18 protein-coding genes are annotated in these 18,259 nt (G+C 54.0%); 8 read left to right on the plus strand and 10 right to left on the minus strand.

Features of this window, described 5'->3' with window-relative positions; genetic code table 11:
- The first annotated feature begins 174 nt into the window (after positions 1–174).
- From xseB to I2123_RS18820, 4 genes are all read left to right on the plus strand, one after another.
- Positions 175–417, plus strand: a complete 243-nt coding sequence (gene xseB / locus I2123_RS18805; protein WP_112164297.1) for an exodeoxyribonuclease VII small subunit — start codon at positions 175–177, stop codon at positions 415–417.
- 6 nt (positions 418–423) lie between these two features.
- Positions 424–1,353, plus strand: coding sequence for a (2E,6E)-farnesyl diphosphate synthase (gene ispA / locus I2123_RS18810; RefSeq protein WP_213051247.1), 930 nt, complete (start codon positions 424–426; stop codon positions 1,351–1,353).
- A gap of 19 nt (positions 1,354–1,372) precedes the next feature.
- Complete coding sequence (dxs, locus tag I2123_RS18815) at positions 1,373–3,235, plus strand: 1-deoxy-D-xylulose-5-phosphate synthase (protein WP_112164295.1); 1,863 nt, start codon at positions 1,373–1,375, stop codon at positions 3,233–3,235.
- Between the two features lie 151 nt (positions 3,236–3,386).
- Positions 3,387–4,361, plus strand: coding sequence for an aldo/keto reductase (locus I2123_RS18820; protein ID WP_112164294.1), 975 nt, complete (start codon positions 3,387–3,389; stop codon positions 4,359–4,361).
- A 92-nt stretch (positions 4,362–4,453) separates the two neighbouring features.
- On the opposite strand, the gene thiL is transcribed toward I2123_RS18820, so the two are convergent.
- The 5 genes from thiL to nrdR form a co-directional block, all read right to left on the minus strand.
- Positions 4,454–5,425, minus strand: coding sequence for a thiamine-phosphate kinase (thiL, locus tag I2123_RS18825; RefSeq protein WP_112164293.1), 972 nt, complete (start codon positions 5,423–5,425; stop codon positions 4,454–4,456).
- 164 nt (positions 5,426–5,589) lie between these two features.
- A complete protein-coding gene (gene nusB, locus I2123_RS18830; RefSeq protein WP_101075473.1) occupies positions 5,590–6,003 on the minus strand; it encodes a transcription antitermination factor NusB in 414 nt (137 codons plus the stop codon).
- A gap of 20 nt (positions 6,004–6,023) precedes the next feature.
- Complete coding sequence (ribH, locus tag I2123_RS18835; RefSeq protein ID WP_056771010.1) at positions 6,024–6,494, minus strand: 6,7-dimethyl-8-ribityllumazine synthase; 471 nt, start codon at positions 6,492–6,494, stop codon at positions 6,024–6,026.
- A gap of 150 nt (positions 6,495–6,644) precedes the next feature.
- Positions 6,645–7,766, minus strand: coding sequence for a bifunctional diaminohydroxyphosphoribosylaminopyrimidine deaminase/5-amino-6-(5-phosphoribosylamino)uracil reductase RibD (gene ribD / locus I2123_RS18840; RefSeq protein WP_213051248.1), 1,122 nt, complete (start codon positions 7,764–7,766; stop codon positions 6,645–6,647).
- A gap of 9 nt (positions 7,767–7,775) precedes the next feature.
- A complete protein-coding gene (gene nrdR, locus I2123_RS18845) occupies positions 7,776–8,225 on the minus strand; it encodes a transcriptional regulator NrdR (RefSeq protein ID WP_112164291.1) in 450 nt (149 codons plus the stop codon).
- A 159-nt stretch (positions 8,226–8,384) separates the two neighbouring features.
- Here nrdR and I2123_RS18850 point away from each other — a divergent pair, with 159 nt between their 5' ends.
- Complete coding sequence (locus tag I2123_RS18850) at positions 8,385–8,945, plus strand: DUF3251 domain-containing protein (RefSeq protein WP_213051249.1); 561 nt, start codon at positions 8,385–8,387, stop codon at positions 8,943–8,945.
- Between the two features lie 67 nt (positions 8,946–9,012).
- Here the strand turns inward: I2123_RS18850 and secF are convergent, their stop codons facing one another.
- From secF to queA, 5 genes are all read right to left on the minus strand, one after another.
- On the minus strand, positions 9,013–9,984 hold the full coding sequence (secF, locus tag I2123_RS18855) for a protein translocase subunit SecF (protein WP_112164289.1): 972 nt from the start codon (positions 9,982–9,984) through the stop codon (positions 9,013–9,015).
- A 10-nt stretch (positions 9,985–9,994) separates the two neighbouring features.
- Positions 9,995–11,842: a protein translocase subunit SecD gene (secD, locus tag I2123_RS18860; protein WP_112164288.1), complete on the minus strand. Its 1,848-nt coding sequence runs from the start codon at positions 11,840–11,842 to the stop codon at positions 9,995–9,997.
- 27 nt (positions 11,843–11,869) lie between these two features.
- Complete coding sequence (gene yajC, locus I2123_RS18865) at positions 11,870–12,202, minus strand: preprotein translocase subunit YajC (protein WP_056770992.1); 333 nt, start codon at positions 12,200–12,202, stop codon at positions 11,870–11,872.
- Positions 12,203–12,368: 166 nt separating this feature from the next.
- The gene (gene tgt / locus I2123_RS18870; RefSeq protein ID WP_213051250.1) at positions 12,369–13,493 is read right to left on the minus strand and encodes a tRNA guanosine(34) transglycosylase Tgt; all 1,125 of its coding nucleotides are present in this window, start codon (positions 13,491–13,493) and stop codon (positions 12,369–12,371) included.
- A 111-nt stretch (positions 13,494–13,604) separates the two neighbouring features.
- Positions 13,605–14,675 (minus strand): tRNA preQ1(34) S-adenosylmethionine ribosyltransferase-isomerase QueA, encoded by a 1,071-nt coding sequence (gene queA, locus I2123_RS18875; RefSeq protein WP_213051251.1) that lies wholly within the window; start codon positions 14,673–14,675, stop codon positions 13,605–13,607.
- A gap of 135 nt (positions 14,676–14,810) precedes the next feature.
- On the opposite strand from queA, the gene I2123_RS18880 reads away from it, so the two are divergent.
- The 3 genes from I2123_RS18880 to ggt all read left to right on the plus strand — a co-directional run bounded on the left by I2123_RS18880 (position 14,811) and on the right by ggt (position 18,257).
- Positions 14,811–15,392: an ACP phosphodiesterase gene (locus tag I2123_RS18880; protein ID WP_213051252.1), complete on the plus strand. Its 582-nt coding sequence runs from the start codon at positions 14,811–14,813 to the stop codon at positions 15,390–15,392.
- Between the two features lie 219 nt (positions 15,393–15,611).
- The gene (locus I2123_RS18885) at positions 15,612–16,214 is read left to right on the plus strand and encodes a peroxiredoxin C (protein WP_101075463.1); all 603 of its coding nucleotides are present in this window, start codon (positions 15,612–15,614) and stop codon (positions 16,212–16,214) included.
- A 279-nt stretch (positions 16,215–16,493) separates the two neighbouring features.
- Positions 16,494–18,257: a gamma-glutamyltransferase gene (ggt, locus tag I2123_RS18890; protein WP_213051253.1), complete on the plus strand. Its 1,764-nt coding sequence runs from the start codon at positions 16,494–16,496 to the stop codon at positions 18,255–18,257.
- Positions 18,258–18,259 lie beyond the last annotated feature (2 nt).

Raw genomic sequence — 18,259 nt, forward strand, 5'->3', positions numbered from 1 at the left:
TTGGGCTTAGCAATAAACTCAGCGGCGCAGAGTATATCACTTTTCATGGATATTCTGCGCGCAAAACCAAACAGCAGTGCCATGCTTAACGGGATGTCTCCCTGGGCTGAGAACCGACCCTGCCGTCTCAGCGCTCTGGTCACCGAGTCTGATCAACGATATTGAAAGAGAATTATGCCGAAAAAATCTGCACCACCCGCCAATTTCGAAACGGCTCTGGCCGACCTGGAACAGATCGTTGCCCGCCTTGAATCAGGCGAATTGCCTTTAGAAGACGCGCTGAATGAATTTGAGCAAGGCGTCCAGCTTGCCCGTCAGGGCCAGCAAAAACTGCAACAGGCCGAACAGCGTGTACAGATCCTGCTCGACAGCGATGAAGATGCACCGCTGGCACCTTTCACACCGCAAGCTGAGTAAAGGTTTATGTCTGAAGCGATGTCTCTTTCTCCGGCTGGCGAGTTCTCCCGTGAGCTGCGCGCCATGCAGCAGCGCGTTGACAGCGTACTGACCGCGTATATAGATGCGCAGCCGCTGGCTGATTTACCGCTGGTTGAAGCGATGCGCTACGGTGCGTTGCTCGGCGGTAAACGCATGCGCCCTTATCTGGTGTACGCCACCGGGCAGCTGTTCGGGCTGGATTTGAAAAATCTTGATGCGCCCGCGGCGGCGGTCGAATGCATTCATGCTTATTCGCTGATCCATGACGATCTGCCGGCGATGGATGACGACGATCTGCGTCGCGGACAGCCGACCTGTCACATCAAATTTGGTGAAGCGAACGCTATCCTCGCCGGTGACGCGCTGCAAACGCTGGCGTTCACTATTTTAGCCGACGGCGACATGCCGGACGTACTGGTTAAAGATCGTCTGTCGATGGTGTCCGAACTGGCCACTGCCAGCGGCGCCAGCGGCATGTGCGGCGGACAAGCGCTGGATCTGGCCGCCGAAGGCCAGCAGGTCAGCCTTGATGCACTGGAAAAAATCCACCGCCATAAAACCGGTGCGCTGATCCTTGCCGCTGTGCGCATGGGTGCGCTGGCCGCCGGCAATACCGGACGCGCCGTTTTGCCTATACTGGATACCTATGCACAGGCGATTGGCCTGGCGTTTCAGGTTCAGGATGACATTCTGGATGTGATTGGCGATACCGCCACGTTGGGCAAACGTCAGGGTGCTGATCAACAACTCGGTAAAAGTACTTACCCTGCCCTGCTGGGGCTCGACGGCGCAAAGGCCAAGGCCATGGACCTGTATCAGGAAGCCGTTTCCGCACTGGACCAGCTCGCCGCGCTTTCTTACAACACAGCGCCACTTCTCGCGTTAGCCAGCTTCATTATTGAGCGCGATAATTAATACTTACTATGAGCAACTGATGAGTCTTGAACTAGCCAAATACCCGACACTGGCGCTGGCGGAGAATCCTGAAGATCTCCGTTCACTTCCTAAAGAGAGCCTGCCTAAGCTCTGCGACGAACTGCGCCAGTATTTACTGGCCAGCGTCAGCCAGTCCAGCGGACACTTTGCGTCCGGGCTGGGAACGGTTGAACTGACCGTAGCCATGCACTATGTCTACAATACGCCGTTCGACCACGTGGTCTGGGACGTCGGCCATCAGGCCTATCCGCATAAAATATTGACCGGACGCCGTGACCGGATTTCCACCATCCGCCAGAAAGGCGGCCTGCACCCATTCCCGTGGCGCGGTGAAAGCGAGTACGACACGCTGTCTGTCGGTCACTCTTCGACGTCAATCAGCGCCGGTCTGGGCATGGCCGTGGCCGCCGAGCGTGAAGGCAAGAACCGCCGTACTGTCTGCGTAATTGGTGATGGCGCGATCACGGCAGGTATGGCATTCGAAGCCATGAACCACGCCGGTGATATCAAGCCGGACATGCTGGTTATCCTCAACGACAACGAGATGTCAATTTCCGAAAACGTAGGGGCGCTGAACAATCATCTGGCGCAGCTGTTATCCGGTAAGTTGTATTCCCATCTGCGTGAGGGCGGTAAGAAAGTCTTGTCCGGCATTCCGCCTATCAAAGAGCTGGTACGCCGTACTGAAGAACATCTGAAAGGCATGATGGTACCAGGCACGCTGTTTGAAGAGCTGGGCTTTAACTACATCGGCCCGGTTGACGGACACGACGTGGTGGCGCTGGTGCAAACGCTGAAAAACATGCGTGACCTCAAAGGCCCGCAGTTGCTGCACATTATGACCAAAAAAGGCAAGGGCTATGCACCTGCCGAAAAGGATCCGATTGGCTGGCACGCAGTGCCGAAATTCGATCCGGCATCCGGTATTTTGCCAAAAGGCAAAGAGGGTTTACCGACCTATTCGAAAGTCTTCGGCGACTGGCTGTGCGAAACGGCGGCTAAAGACAGCAAGCTGATGGCGGTGACGCCTGCGATGCGTGAAGGCTCCGGCATGGTGCGCTTCTCCCGCGAATATCCGCAGCAATATTTCGACGTGGCGATTGCTGAGCAGCACGCCGTGACCTTTGCGGCGGGTCTGGCGATCGGCGGCTACAAGCCGGTTGTCGCGATCTACTCCACCTTCCTGCAACGCGCCTATGATCAGGTGATCCATGACGTAGCGATTCAGAATCTGCCGGTGCTGTTTGCCATCGACCGTGGCGGTATTGTCGGTGCCGACGGCCAGACGCATCAGGGCGCGTTCGATCTCTCGTTCCTGCGCTGCATTCCGAACATGATCATCATGACACCAAGTGATGAAAACGAATGCCGTCAGATGCTCCATACCGGTTATCACCATAATGGCGGTCCGGTAGCGGTGCGTTATCCGCGCGGTACCGGCACTGGCGCAACCTGCGAGCCGCTGGCGTCACTGCCAATGGGTAAAGGTGTGGTGCGCCGCGAAGGCGAGAAAGTGGCGATCCTTAACTTCGGGACTTTGTTACCGGATGCGCTGGAAGCCGCTGAAAAACGTAATGCCACCGTGGTGGACATGCGCTTTGTGAAACCGCTGGACGAAGCCCTGATTCTGGAACTGGCCGCCAGCCACGAAGTGCTGGTGACGGTTGAGGAAAACGCCATTATGGGCGGCGCAGGCAGCGGCGTGAACGAACTGCTGATGGCCAAACGTATGCTGGTGCCGGTGCTCAATATCGGTCTGGCGGACAACTTTGTGCCACAGGGTACACAGGACGAAATTCGTCATGACGTCGGTCTGGATGCCGAAGGGATCGACCGTCAAATCACCGACTGGCTGGCCTGATCATTTCCCCCTCTTTCTCCTGAAAGAGGGGATTTCTCCCTCCATACCCTCATCTCTTGCGCAATCCTGCCGTTCTGTGAGCTACAGTTAAGCATGCTAATCATTTTTTTACGCCTGCCGGTCTTGGCGCAGGCTTTAACGGAGAGATGCAATGCAATACACCACGTTGGGAAAAACCGGTCTGAAAGTGTCGCAACTGTGTCTGGGTTGTATGACGTATGGCGAACCGGATCGCGGCAGACATGCCTGGACGCTGCCGGAAGAGAGCAGCCGCCCGATCATCAAACAGGCGCTTGATGCGGGCATTAACTTCTTTGATACAGCCAACAGCTATTCTGACGGCAGCAGCGAAGAGATCGTCGGACGTGCGCTGAAGGACTTTGCAAAACGCGATGACATCGTTGTCGCTACCAAAGTGTTTTATCCGATTACCGGTCTGGAAGGCGGATTGTCACGCGCCTCTGTCATGCAATCCATCGACGACAGCCTGCGCCGACTCGGCATGGAGTATGTCGATCTGCTGCAAATCCACCGCTGGGATTACAACACGCCGATTGAAGAAACGCTGGAAGCGCTGAATGATGTGGTGAAAGCCGGGAAAGCGCGTTTTATCGGTGCATCATCGATGCACGCCCATCAGTTTAAACAGGCGCTGGATATTTCCGAGCAAAATGGCTGGGCGCGTTTCGTCTCGATGCAGGATCAATACAACCTCATTCAGCGTGAAGAAGAGAAAGAGATGTATCCGCTGTGCCTGGAAGAAAACATCGCGGTGCTGCCGTGGAGCCCGCTGGCACGGGGTAAGTTAACGCGTCCGTGGGGTGAAACCACTGCGCGTTCAGTCTCTGACAGTTTTGCCAATACGTTGTACGACGCCACCGACGAAGCTGACGGTAAAATCGCTGAACGTGTCGGTAAAATTGCCGAAGACCACGGAGTGCCGCGTGCTCAGATTGCGCTGGCGTGGATCCTCAGCAAACACGTGATCACGGCACCTATCATCGGTGCTTCCCGCCCCGCTCATCTCGATGACGCGATTGCTGCGTTGAACATCAGGCTGACCATCGAAGAAATCGCCGAACTGGAAATGGCTTACGTACCGCACAAGGCCGTCGGTTTTGAATAAGATCAGCGAAACATTTTGAGTTAAAAAAAAGGCGCGACAGAATCAACCTGCCGCGCCTTTTTTTACATTGAATCAAACCGTCTAACGGCCCGTCAGGCGAAGTGATCAAACCCCTGCCATTCCAGCTCTACCTGTTTGCCGCCGCGCAAGAACTTAATACCTTCCGACAGCGGTGCGATCTGACCGACACAGGTGAAATCTACACCCAGATGGCTCAGCGCAACGTCCAGCGCGCCCCGGTTTATTTCCGGTACGGTGAAGCAAAGCTCGTAATCTTCGCCGCCGGTCAACGCCCATTTCAGCGCCTGCTCAGGATCAGCAATTTTCTTCATCGCGTCAGACAACGGGATAGCGTCAAGATCCAGACGCGCGCCGCAGTCGCTGGCTTTCAGAATGTGTTTCAGATCGGAAATCAGCCCGTCAGAGAGGTCGATGGCCGACGTGGCTAAATCACGCAGCGCCTGCCCCTGCAAAACGCGCGGCGATGGCCGCAGATGACGTTTGAGCAGAAACTCGCGGGATTTATCATCACTGATGTTCAGCTGTTCCAGCAGTACCGCCAGACCCGCCGCGCTGTCACCCAACGTGCCGGTCACGAAAATCCAGTCGCCGACGCCCGCGCCGGAACGCGTTAATGCGCGCCCAACGGGAACCAGCCCCTGAATGGTCAGCGTCATGCTCAACGGACCGCGCGTAGTATCGCCGCCAATCAGCTGCATGCCGTAATAGTTAAGTTGTTCGAACAGGCTGTCGCTGAATGCTTCTAACCAGTCGGCTTTCACCTCAGGCAGCGTCAGTGCGAGAGAAACCCAGGCCGGATCCGCGCCCATTGCGGCCAAATCACTGAGGTTTACTGCCAGCGCTTTGTAACCCAAATCGGCCGGAGAAATGGTTTTAAGGAAATGAATGCCTTCGACCAGGGTATCAGTACTGACTGCCAGTAGCTGCTTTTCGCCCACCGTCAGTAAGGCACAATCATCACCAATGCCTAACTGAACATCCTGCCGGGCAGTTCTGAACCGGTTAAAGTAGCGATTGATAACGTCAAATTCGCCGGATGCCATAGTACAATTCCAAATCGTTAGAATGACTTAAGGCCGGAAAACCGGCCTTAAGAGGGGTGTCACACAGAAGATAAGCGAGGTGACATCACCAGACTATCAACAGAGCGCGCATTCGGCTGAAAATGAGTGTGATCATTTATCAGAAACGCTGACTCTGGCTGACATTATTTTTTGCGAATATGCGGGCCCGCTTTGTCCAGCACACCGTTGACAAACTTGTGGCTGTCTTCAGCGCCGAAGGTTTTCGCCAGTTCGATCGCTTCATTGATGGCCACTTTGTAAGGGACATCCTGGCGCTTGCTCAGCTCAAACAGAGCCAGACGCAAGATAGCTCTTTCCACCTGGCCTAATTCATCCAGCTGACGTGACAGGTATGGCGCCATCAATGCATCGAGTTTCTCTGCACTGTTTGCTACACCCGACAACAGTTCGCGGAAATAGGCAATGTCTACGTCTTTGACATCCTGCTCGGTCAGGAATTCTAATTCAACATCGGCGATGTCATTTTTCGACAACTGCCAGGAGTAAAGCGCCTGAACGGCACATTCACGGGCGCGGCGACGAGCAGCAGGTTTCACGGATTTCCCCTTAACTAGATTCAGGCCTTAATAGCCTTGATAACATTAATCATTTCAAGCGCGGTCAGTGCAGCTTCTGCACCTTTATTACCGGCTTTTGTCCCTGCACGTTCGATGGCTTGTTCAATGCTTTCTGTTGTCAGCACACCAAAGGCAACCGGGATTTCGCTGTTCATTGCAACGCTGGACAAGCCAGAGCTGCATTCGCCCGCGACGAATTCAAAGTGGGCTGTGCCCCCGCGGATCACGGTACCGAGTGCAACCACGGCGTCGTACTTACCGCTTTCAGCCAGAGCACGGGTTGCCAGAGGCAATTCGTATGCGCCAGGGACCCAGACTACGGTGATGTTGTCATCGCTGACCTGACCAATACGTTTCAACGCATCAATAGCACCGGAAAGCAGGCTGTCGTTGATGAAATTGTTAAAACGAGCAATCGCGATCGCTACGCGCGCGTTAGGCGTGGCTACAACACCTTCAATAACGTTCATAGTTTTCCTTAAAGTGGGTTCAGGAGTTTCTCAACCCCAGCCGCAGGGGGGCGGATTCTATCATAAAATTACCCTGTCTGGACATGTGCTTTTAAACCCATGCGGACAAGGAGGCGTAAAATTCTCAGTACGATGTTTTCAGCACGCTATTCAGTACTGCGGTTTCATGCGCAGACGCAGATCCTGGCCAATCTGCCGGACATCGCTGAAGGCGAATTCCGCCGCATCGCTCAGATGCTGCAATCCGGGCAGTTCACACAGCGCCCGGCCATTATTACCCAATAACTTAGGTGCCATATAAACGATTAATTCATCAACCAGACCGGCTTGTAATAAGGCACCGGCGAGTTGTGCGCCTGCTTCGACCCAGACAGAGTTTATCTGACGCTTCGCCAGCTGCATCATCAGCAGAACCAGATCGATTCGATTGTCGCGGCCAGGAACGCACCATTGCTCTACGGATTCAGGCCAGAGTTGATTATCCTTCTCCAGACGCGCCAGCAGCACATCACCGGGGAGTTTCATCAGCTGATGCTCAGGGGTGACACGGTTCTGGCTGTCGAGAATGATCCGCAGCGGTTGGCGCAGATTTTCTTCGGGATAAATCGCCTGCACGTCGCTGCCCAGTTCGCTCCAGCGCACGTTCAGCGATGGATTGTCGGCCAGCACGGTAGCACTGGTACTGAGAATGGCTGAGCTTTCTGCGCGAAAACGCTGAACGTCAGCGCGCGCTGCAGCAGATGTGATCCACTGGCTTTCGCCCGAGGCCATTGCCGTTCTGCCATCCAACGAAGCGCCCATTTTCAGCTGCACGTAAGGGAAACCGGTGCGCATCCGCTTGAGGAAACCAAGATTGACGGCTTCCGCCTGCGAATGCATCAGGCCGTGGCTGACATCCACACCATTTTGCTTGAGGCGATATAAACCACGCCCGGCGACTTCCGGGTTCGGATCCTGCATGGCGGCCACCACGCGGGTGATCCCGGCGGCCAGCAGCGCATCGGCACACGGCGGCGTGCGCCCGTGGTGGCTGCAAGGTTCGAGCGTCACATAGGCCGTGGCACCTTTGGCTTTTTCGCCTGCCATGCGTAACGCATGGACTTCAGCATGAGGTTCACCGGCACGCACATGGTAGCCTTCACCGATGATTTCGCCATTAAGCACAATGACACAGCCGACGTTCGGGTTTGGCGTGGTAGTGAAACGTCCGCGGCGCGCCAGCTCGAAAGCACGCGCCATAAAACGTTCATCAGAAGCTTTTTCGGACAGCATTAACGTTCCTTAATCCTGAAGACGGGCAATCTCTTCGCCAAATTCGCGGATATCTTCAAAGCTGCGATACACCGATGCGAAGCGGATATAGGCCACTTTATCCAGTCCTTTCAGCGCATCCATCACCAGACCGCCGATCATTTTGGCTGGAATTTCACGTTCGCCGGTGGCGCGCAACTGGGATTTAATGTGGCTGATGGCGGTTTCAACGTCATCTGAACTGACCGGCCGCTTTTCCAGCGCTTTCAGGAATCCGCTACGTAATTTGTCTTCATTAAAAGGTTCGCGGACTTCATTGCTTTTTATGACGCGCGGCATCACCAGTTCCGCCACTTCAAACGTGGTGAAACGTTCATGGCACACCAGGCACTGACGGCGGCGGCGAACCTGCGATCCATCGCCCACCAGGCGGGAATCAATGACTTTAGTATCAACAGCGGCACAAAATGGGCAATGCATAGCACTTCCTGATCGCGAACTCAATTGGACATCAGTTTAACCCGAAGTGTGCCGACAACAAAGGCTGTCGCTACTTTCATAGACATCGGGTTAAACTTACGCATCTCTATTAGTGCCCGGACGGATGTTACATCGGGCAGAAGAAAGGAAATCTCTGATATGACGAAACACCCTCGCCTTTGGCTGGCCTGCGCCGCATTGCTCAGCCTGACCGGCTGCGCGAAGCAAAATCCACAATTGCCGGAACTGAAAACCGAAGTGGGCCAGCTGAATCAGAAACTGCAACGGCTGACCGATTTGGCCGTCGCGCTGGAGCAGCAGACCACGCTTAACCGTCAGTCCACCAACGGCGTGTATTTGCTGCCTGCGGCGAAAAGCCCGGCGCTGCTGAAAAGTGATCTGGGTGAACTGACCGTCACGCTGCTGCGTGTGGCACCTGACGCGAGCGGATTACAGGCCGTTCTGGAAGTGAAGAATAATGCCGGTCAGCCGTTGCCGCCGTTTACCGCGTCCCTGAGCTGGGGCCAGCTGGATCCGGTGACCGGCAAACCACTGACCGTGGATATGCAAACCCAAAACATCACCGTCGAACCGGATTTGTTACCGGGGCCGGTAAAAACTTTCGACGTGAAGTTTAGTCAGGTCACGATGGAAACGCTGGGCTTTATCCATTTGCATAATATGGTTGCCACGCCTCAGCCCGCGCCGGTTCAGCCGTAACCCCCCCAAATGTCAGACAAAAAAAACCCCGCAACGCGGGGTTTTTTATTACTGAACGGTTTGCAGATTAAGGCAGAATCGAAGGCTGATCTGCACCTTCTTTTTCAACTTTTTGCTGCAACATGTGTTCACGCTTCATGCCCAGTTTCAGAGCCAGCGCCGAAGCAACGTAAATCGATGAAGCCGTACCAATTGAAACACCAATCAACATGGTCAGTGAGAAACCACGCAGCAATGCACCACCAAACAGATACAGCATCAGGATCACGACTAACGTGGTACCGGATGTGATTAATGTTCTGTGCAACGTCTGGGTCAACGACACGTTAAAGATTTCGTAAGATGTCCCGCGACGGATCTTGCGGAAGTTCTCACGAATACGGTCCGATACTACGATGCTGTCGTTAAGCGAGTAACCGATAACCGACATTAACGAAGCAACGATAGTCAGGTCGACCTCGATATGGAACAACGAGAGCACACCCATGGTGATCACCACGTCGTGAGCAAGTGCGATAACAACACCTGCTGCCAGACGCCACTCGAAGCGGAAACCGACGTAAACCAAGATAGCGATCAGCGCCACTAACAGCGCCATAGCACCATTTTGCGCCAAATCAGCACCTACGCTCGGGCCAACGAACTCGATACGTTTGACCTGGGCATTCTGGCTGGTCGTTTCGTTAATCACGCTAAGAACTCTGGCACCCAGTTCCTGGCCGCCTGTTTCACCCTTAGTCGGTGGCATACGAACCATGATGTCACGGCTGCTACCAAAGTTCTGTACCAGCGGTTCTGCAAAGCCTGCTTTCTCAAGCGAAGCGCGCATCACGTCCAAATCCGCAGGTTTTTCCAGCGAGATTTCAATGACCGTACCGCCGGTGAAATCCAGACCCCAGTTGAAACCCTTCACACCGATAATGGCGATAGAAAGGATCAACAGGAAACCGGAGATACCGAAAGCCCAGTAATCCCAGCGCATAAAGTCATAGACTCTACGGCCGTGGTTTAATTGTTCTACAGTATATTCCTGTGCCACAACGCACTCCTCAGATAGACAGCTTTTTGATGCGCTTGCCGCCGTACAACAGGTTTACGATGGCACGGGTACCGACGATTGCGGTAAACATTGACGTCGCTACACCAATACCGGTTGTAATCGCAAAGCCTTTAATTGCCCCGGTGCCGACGGCATACAGGATGATGACCTTGATTAGCGTCGTGACGTTGGCATCAAAGATGGAGCTGAACGCGCCTTTGTAACCTTCATCAATAGCCTGCTGTACTGTACGTCCGTTACTAAGTTCTTCCTTAATACGTTCGTTGATCAGTACGTTGGCATCAACCGCTACGGCAAGGGTTAATACGATACCCGCAATACCCGGCATAGTCAGTGTTGCCCCTGGTATCAGAGACATGATCCCAACAATAAGCACCAGGTTAGCAATCAGCGCAGAGGTCGCAATCAGGCCAAACTTCTTATAGAAGAACAGCATGAAGATAATTGAGACCGCAAGTCCTGCCAGACAGGCTTCCAGACCTTGCTTGATGTTTTCCATCCCTAGGGTCGGGCCGATGGTACGTTCTTCAACAATCTGAATTGGCGCGATCAACGCACCGGCACGCAGCAGCAGAGACAGCTGACGGGCTTCATTCGGATCGTTCACACCGGTGATGCGGAAGCTGTTGCCCAGACGTGACTGAATGGTCGCCACGTTGATGACTTCTTCCTGTTTCGCCAGAATCGAACGGCCGTTGGCATCTTTCTTACCGCTGTCTTTATATTCCACGAACAGGGTCGCCATCGGTTTGCCGATGTTATCCTTCGTGAAGTTAGACATGGCGTTACCGCCAGCGCTGTCGAGAGAGATGTTTACCTGCGGCTGATTGTACTCATCCATGCTGGAGGTGGAGTCAGTGATATGGTCACCGGTCAGGATCACGCGTTTGTACAAGACAACCGGGCGGCCTTCACGGGTATTTTTCACTTCGCTGTCACCCGGCACGCGGCCAGAAGTTGCAGCGGTAGCATCCACATTGGTGTTGACCAGACGGAATTCCAGCGTCGCGGTCGCGCCGAGAATTTCTTTCGCGCGAGCGGTGTCCTGAATACCCGGCAACTCAACCACAATACGGTCAGCACCCTGACGCTGTACCAGCGGCTCGGCCACACCCAGTTGGTTAACACGGTTACGCAAGATGGTGATGTTTTGCTGAACGGCATACTCGCGAGCTTCACTCAGACGAGCATCAGTCATCACCACTTTTATGGCGTTATCGCCACTGTTGGTGATCACTAAATCGCGATGACGTGGGCCGAGGAAGCTGACCGCAGAATCGCGGGTGGCAGCATCACGGAATCGCACTTCAACGCCATAGTTGTCGAGCTTACGCACCGTGGCATAAGGAATATTCTTGTCGCGCAGATCGCTGCGCATGTTGTCCATTGTCTGCTCTTGCAGCTTACTCAGCGCGGTATCCATATCCACTTCCATCAGGAAGTGCACACCACCACGTAAGTCGAGGCCCAGCTTCATCGGCTCGGCACCCAGCATGCTCAACCAGCGCGGCGTTGCAGGCGCGAGGTTCAGTGCAATGACAAACTTGTCGCCCAGCGCTTCGGTCAGCGCTTCACGTGCACGAAGCTGTACATCCGTGTCATTGAAACGGGCAAGAATAGCGCCATTTTCCAGAGCAACTGATTTGATCTGAATTTTGCTTTGATCTAATACGTTACGGACTTGGTCCAGCGTTGCTTCACTGGCGTCGGAACCCCGAGCACCAGTGATTTGAACAGCCGGATCCTCACCATAAAGGTTGGGAAGTGCATAAAGCAGCCCGACGATGACCACAACGATCAGCATCAGATACTTCCACGCAGGATAACGGTTTAACACGGCAGTTCCCTTCGGGAAAATCGAAAATTAGATAGACTTCATCGTGCCTTTTGGCAGAACTGCTGCCACGAAGTCACGCTTGATCATCACTTCGTTAGTGTCGTTCAGTGCGATAACGACATAGCCGGTTTCAGCCACTTTCGTTACGCGACCGATCAGGCCACCGGTGGTCATCACTTCGTCACCTTTACCGATGGAATCCATCAGTTTTTTGTGTTCTTTAGAGCGTTTCTGCTGCGGGCGCAGGATCATGAAATAGAAAATCAGACCAAAAACCACCAGCATAATAACCAGAGAGTAAGGACTTCCCTGTGACGGTGCGCCAGACGCTGCGACAGCATCGGAAATGAAAAGACTCATTTAAATTCCCTCATTGTTGTTGTGAAGCAAAAGAGTTGTTGTAAAAAATACCGTATTTCCAAAATGGAGTCTGGCGATGAAACGTCTCGCACAATACCCCATTATGACGGCTCAACAAATGATAAAATCGGCACCGCCCTGAGGTGATACCGACACGACTAAGAAATCAGAAGTTTAAAGGCGGAACCGGTTTGCCTTTACTCTCGTAGAAGTCTGTCACAAAGAGCTCTAATTTACCCTCTTCGATAGCCTGGCGTAAACCGGCCATCAGACGCTGGTAATAGCGCAAATTATGAATGGTATTTAAACGCGCACCCAGAATTTCGTTGCAACGGTCGAGATGATGCAAGTAGGCGCGGCTATAATTGCGACACGTGTAGCAATCACAGTGTTCATCCAGCGTCGAGGTGTCATCTTTATGCTTGGCATTACGGATTTTCACGATGCCGTCGGTGACGAACAGGTGGCCGTTACGCGCGTTACGCGTTGGCATTACACAGTCAAACATATCGACACCGCGACGCACGCCTTCCACCAAATCTTCCGGTTTGCCGACGCCCATCAGATAACGAGGTTTGTCTTGCGGAATTTGCGGGCAAACGTGCTCGAGGATACGGTGCATGTCTTCTTTCGGCTCGCCTACCGCCAAACCGCCCACAGCGTAACCATCAAAGCCGATATCTACCAGCCCTTTTAATGATACATCTCGTAAATCTTCGTAAACGCTTCCCTGGATAATCCCGAACAAAGCATTCTTATTATTCAATTCGTTGTGACGATCGCGACTGCGTTGCGCCCAGCGCAAAGACATCTCCATCGAGCGTTTGGCGTAATCCCAGTCGGCAGGATATGGCGTACATTCGTCGAAGATCATCACGATGTCAGAGCCGAGATCGTTTTGGATCTCCATGGATTTTTCCGGGCTCAGGAACACCGGATCTCCGTTGATCGGGTTACGGAAATGCACACCCTCCTCTTTGATTTTGCGCATCGCACCCAGGCTGAACACCTGGAAACCGCCGGAATCAGTGAGGATCGGGCCGTGCCAGTTCATGAAATCATGCAAATCGCCATGCAGCTTCATGATTTCCTGACCCGGACGCAGCCACAGGTGGAAGGTGTTACCGAGCAGGATCTGTGCGCCGGTTTCTTTAACTTCTTCCGGGGTCATGCCTTTAACGGTGCCGTAGGTACCGACGGGCATAAAGGCCGGGGTTTCGACCACGCCGCGTTCAAAGACCAGACGTCCGCGACGGGCGCGGCCATCAGTAGTGCTTAATTCGTACTTCACATTGCCTCCAGCATCAGAGAAACAGTCTGATGAGGTTAAGTCCGTGGCATGACGCCCGGAAAAGAAAGCCCGAATGCACCGAGTGCGTCCGGACCGGTAGTTTTAAAAAACTTACTCGCCCACCACTTCCTGAGGGGCCAGCGGGTTACGGTTGATGAACATGGCATCACCGTAACTAAAGAAACGGTACTGCTCAGCCACCGCCTGATGGTAAGCATTCATGGTGTTTTTGTATCCGGCAAACGCCGACACCAGCATGATCAGGGTCGATTCAGGCAGATGGAAGTTCGTTATCAGGGAATCAATCACCTGATAGTGATAACCCGGATAGATGAATATCTTAGTATCACCGAAGAACGGTGCAATCAGCGCATCTTCGCTGGCTTTCGCGGCACTTTCCAGCGAACGGACAGACGTGGTACCCACGGCCACCACTTTGTTACCGCGCGCTTTACACGCCAGCACCGCATCCACCACGTCCTGAGGCACTTCGGCATACTCAGCGTGCATGATGTGGTCTTCGATGGTATCTACGCGTACCGGCTGGAACGTCCCCGCGCCGACGTGCAGCGTGACGAACGCAAATTCCACGCCCTTTTCTTTCAGCGCATCCATCAGCGGCTGATCAAAGTGCAGACCGGCAGTCGGTGCAGCAACAGCCCCCAGACGTTCACTGTAGACTGTCTGATACAGTTCGCGGTCGGCATCTTCGTCAGGACGGTCAATGTACGGCGGCAGCGGCATATGGCCGATTTCGTTGAGCAGGGTAAAGACATCGCGGTCTTCATTAAATTCCAGCTCAAACAGCGTATCGTGACGCGCCACCATCGTGGCTTTAATGTCTTCTTTATCACCGAGCAGCAACTCTGCGCCGGGCTTCGGAGATTTTGAGGCGCGAACGTGCGCCAGAACGCGGTGCGAATCCAGAACGCGTTCAACCAGCACTTCAATCTTGCCACCGCTGACCTTACGGCCAAACACGCGGGCGGGGATCACGCGGGTATTGTTGAAGACCAGCAGATCACCGGGCAGGATTTTATCGAGAATGTCGGTGAACACGCCGTGCGTTAACTCACCGCTCGGCCCGTCCAGAGACAACAAACGACAGCCGCTGCGCTGGGTCTGCGGATAGCGGGCGATCAGGGATTCCGGGAGTTCAAAAGAAAAATCGGCAACACGCATGGGTTTTCACTTCACTTTAACGACAAAAACAGGCGGCTTAGTCTAGTGGGACGGGGCATCCCCTGCAAGCTTCTGCGCTAATAAAGGCACCCGCTGACCTGTCAGAGATCACGTTTCCTGCGTTATACTTCGCCGATGAATTTTTTAGCGCACCTCCATCTGGCCTCACTGGCCGACAGTTCCCTGCTGGGCAATTTGCTGGCGGACTTCGTTCGCGGCAATCCTGACGGACAATATTCTGCTGAAATCGTCAGCGGGATCCGTATGCATCGCCGCGTTGATACCCTGACCGACTCCCTGCCCGAAGTGCGGATCGCGCGCAGCTATTTCCGTGATGATTTCCGCCGCGTCTCGCCGATCACGCTCGACGTGGTGTGGGATCACTTCCTGTCGCGCCATTGGGCGACAATTCATCCACAGCAACCGCTGGAAGATTTTCTTGCCGCCTGTCAGCAGGAAATTACGCCGCATTTGCCGGATATGCCGGAGCCTTTCCAGAATCTGAATGCCTGGTTATGGCCGGAGCGCTGGATGGAACGCTACGCCGCACTTCCGTTTATCGCCGATGTACTTCGCGGCATGGCCTCACGGCGGCCAAAACTCAGTGCACTGACCGGTTCCTTCCACGATATCGAACTGAACTATGACGCGCTCGAGCAGTTATTCTGGCAATTTTACCCGGTGATGATGCAGCAGGCGAAAGATCGTCAACTCTGACAAACCGCGCTAAACCTGTGAGTCACAGCACAAATCCCTGCAAGACAGGTGGTTGTTGATAAAGAACCGTGAGACTTAGATCAAATACTGATAGCCGGATGCTATCTGATTGATTGGCGCGATGGGGTTTATTCACTACCGGCTTGCCCCTATACTGGCAGTCGTTTTGTTCACCCTTTCCACCTACGATGCCCTCATGGGTCTTAAAAGGAGTAATTTATGGTTCTGGTAACTCGCCCAGCCCCTGATTTCACCGCAGCTGCAGTACTCGGCAGCGGCGAAGTAGTTGAAAACTTCAACTTCAAAAAACACACCGCAGGCAAACCAACTGTTATCTTCTTCTGGCCAATGGACTTCACTTTCGTTTGTCCTTCTGAGCTGATCGCTTTCGATCACCGTTACGAAGAATTCCAGAAACGTGGCGTAGAAGTGGTAGGCGTTTCCTTTGACTCCGAGTTCGTTCACAACGCATGGCGTAACACCCCTGTTGAGAAAGGCGGCATCGGCCCTGTCAAATACGCAATGGTTGCTGACATCAAACGCGAAATTCAGAAAGCCTACGGTATCGAACATCCGGACGCTGGTGTTGCACTGCGCGGCTCCTTCCTGATCGACAAAGAAGGCGTTGTCCGTCACCAGGTAGTGAACGATCTGCCACTGGGTCGTAACATCGACGAAATGCTGCGTATGGTTGACGCGCTGCAATTCCACGAAGAGCACGGCGAAGTGTGCCCGGCTCAGTGGGAAAAAGGCAAAAAAGGCATGGGCGCATCTCCGGATGGCGTGGCTAAATACCTGTCTGAAAACGCTTCAAACCTGTAATCCTCTTCGGATATCAAGGTCAATAACGGTCAGCCTCGCTGGCCGTTTTTTTTTGCCTGCCATTTGCCACGATCACAGTTCTCCCCTTCCTTCTGCTCACTCCCGGTCTTTTACGTCTACGCTGAAAACGTATCACCTGCGTCAGAGTGGTACGCACTTTTATAAAGAGTGGCGTGCGCTTTGCATAAATGTATTGCGTTAAACAACATCGTTAACACCCAAAAAAGCGTTATCACACAAGAGCCTGAAGGTTCTGATTTTCAAAAGACAGGAGTTTACATGTTACGGAGTCCATGGAAAAAATCGCTCATCGCGCTGGCTATTTTTACCAGTTTTCCGCTGCTGGCCGCGTCAAATCCGGCCGTTGAAGCGAAAAACGGTATGGTCGTCACCTCGCAACATTTAGCGTCACAGGTCGGCGTCGACATCCTCAAGATGGGGGGCAACGCGATTGATGCCGCCGTCGCAGTCGGTTACGCACAGGCCGTCGTCAACCCATGTTGTGGCAACATTGGCGGCGGTGGCTTCATGACGGTGCATCTGGCAGACGGTAAAGACACGTTTATCAACTTTCGTGAAACCGCACCCGCCGCCGCCAGCGCCGATATGTATCTGGACGCCGATGGCAATGTGAAAAAAGGCGCCAGCCTTTACGGCTATCTGGCCGCAGGCGTTCCGGGTACGGTGCTGGGAATGGATACGGTTCAGAAAGAGTACGGCACGCTCACGCGTGAGCAGGTCATGGCACCGGCGATAAAACTCGCACGCCAGGGCTTCGTGCTGACCCGCGCGGATACCGATATTCTCGATACCAAAGTAGCCCGCTTCAAAGAAGATCCCGAAGCCGCGCGTATCTTCCTGCGAAAAGACGGCAGCCCGTTGCAGCCTGGCGACAAACTGGTGCAAACCGATTTAGCCAACACGCTGGAGTCTGTTTCCAGGCACGGCCCGGACGCGTTCTATAAAGGCAAAATCCCGGCAGCAGTAGAAGCGGCCTCGAAAAAAGGCGGCGGCATTTTGACTGCGGCGGATTTCGCTAACTACAAAGTCACAGAAGATGCGCCGATCACCTGTAGCTATCGCGGCTATAAATTTGTCTCCGCGCCCCCGCCGAGTTCTGGCGGCGTAACGATGTGCGAAATCCTCAACATCGTTGAAGGCTATGATCTGAAAAGCATGGGCTTCAACTCAGCGGCGTCCATTCACACGCTGACCGAAGCCATGCGTCACGCCTATATGGACCGCAACACTTATCTCGGCGATCCGGCCTTTGTGAAGAATCCGGTCGATCGTCTGATCAGCAAAAGCTATGCCGAAGAAATTCGTAAGAAGATAGAAGCGGATAAAGCGACGCCATCCACGCAGGTTCAGCCGGGCATGGAACCGCACGAGAAGCCGGAAACCACGCATTACTCTATCGTCGATAAAATGGGCAATGCTGTTTCTACGACGTACACCATCAACGGCCTGTTTGGTTCCGTGGTGATTGCGCCGGGCACCGGTTTCTTCCTTAACGATGAAATGGATGATTTCACCACCAAAGTCGGCGAGAAAAACCTGTACGGGCTGGTGCAGGGGACGCGTAACGCCATCGCCCCCGGTAAGCGCCCACTATCGTCGATGAGCCCGAGTCTGGTGACCAAAGACGGTAAAATCTTCATGGTACTGGGGTCTCCGGGTGGTTCGCGCATCATCACGATCACATTGCAAACCGCGCTTAACGTGATTGATTACGGCATGCCTCCGCAGGAGGCCGTCAATGCGCCGCGCATTCACCACCAGTGGCTGCCGGATGAGGTCTATTACGAGCAGCGTGGCGTCTCGCAGGACAGCCTGAACATCCTAGCGAAGATGGGCTACAAAATGGTCGAGCAAACCCCGTGGGGCGCAGCAGAGTTGATTCTGGTGGGCTTACCGGGCGCGGCGGGTGTCACGCCGATGAACTCAGGCAATGACTCGGCATTGTCGGGGAAAGTCCGTGAGGGCTATTTGTATGGCGCGAATGACGTGCGTCGCCCGGCGGGTGCTGCAATAGGCTATTAACC

This window comes from Rahnella inusitata (assembly GCF_018288855.1).
GTDB classification, from domain to species: Bacteria; Pseudomonadota; Gammaproteobacteria; order Enterobacterales; family Enterobacteriaceae; genus Rahnella; species Rahnella inusitata.

Coding starts and splice junctions, on each gene's coding strand:
- xseB (WP_112164297.1), top strand. CDS start 175: ATGCCGAAAAAATCTGCACCACCCGCCAATTTCGAAACGGCTCTGGCC.
- ispA (WP_213051247.1), top strand. CDS start 424: ATGTCTGAAGCGATGTCTCTTTCTCCGGCTGGCGAGTTCTCCCGTGAG.
- dxs (WP_112164295.1), top strand. CDS start 1,373: ATGAGTCTTGAACTAGCCAAATACCCGACACTGGCGCTGGCGGAGAAT.
- I2123_RS18820 (WP_112164294.1), top strand. CDS start 3,387: ATGCAATACACCACGTTGGGAAAAACCGGTCTGAAAGTGTCGCAACTG.
- thiL (WP_112164293.1), bottom strand. CDS start 5,425: ATGGCATCCGGCGAATTTGACGTTATCAATCGCTACTTTAACCGGTTC.
- ribH (WP_056771010.1), bottom strand. CDS start 6,494: ATGAACGTTATTGAAGGTGTTGTAGCCACGCCTAACGCGCGCGTAGCG.
- ribD (WP_213051248.1), bottom strand. CDS start 7,766: ATGCTGTCCGAAAAAGCTTCTGATGAACGTTTTATGGCGCGTGCTTTC.
- nrdR (WP_112164291.1), bottom strand. CDS start 8,225: ATGCATTGCCCATTTTGTGCCGCTGTTGATACTAAAGTCATTGATTCC.
- I2123_RS18850 (WP_213051249.1), top strand. CDS start 8,385: ATGACGAAACACCCTCGCCTTTGGCTGGCCTGCGCCGCATTGCTCAGC.
- yajC (WP_056770992.1), bottom strand. CDS start 12,202: ATGAGTCTTTTCATTTCCGATGCTGTCGCAGCGTCTGGCGCACCGTCA.
- queA (WP_213051251.1), bottom strand. CDS start 14,675: ATGCGTGTTGCCGATTTTTCTTTTGAACTCCCGGAATCCCTGATCGCC.
- I2123_RS18880 (WP_213051252.1), top strand. CDS start 14,811: ATGAATTTTTTAGCGCACCTCCATCTGGCCTCACTGGCCGACAGTTCC.
- I2123_RS18885 (WP_101075463.1), top strand. CDS start 15,612: ATGGTTCTGGTAACTCGCCCAGCCCCTGATTTCACCGCAGCTGCAGTA.
- ggt (WP_213051253.1), top strand. CDS start 16,494: ATGTTACGGAGTCCATGGAAAAAATCGCTCATCGCGCTGGCTATTTTT.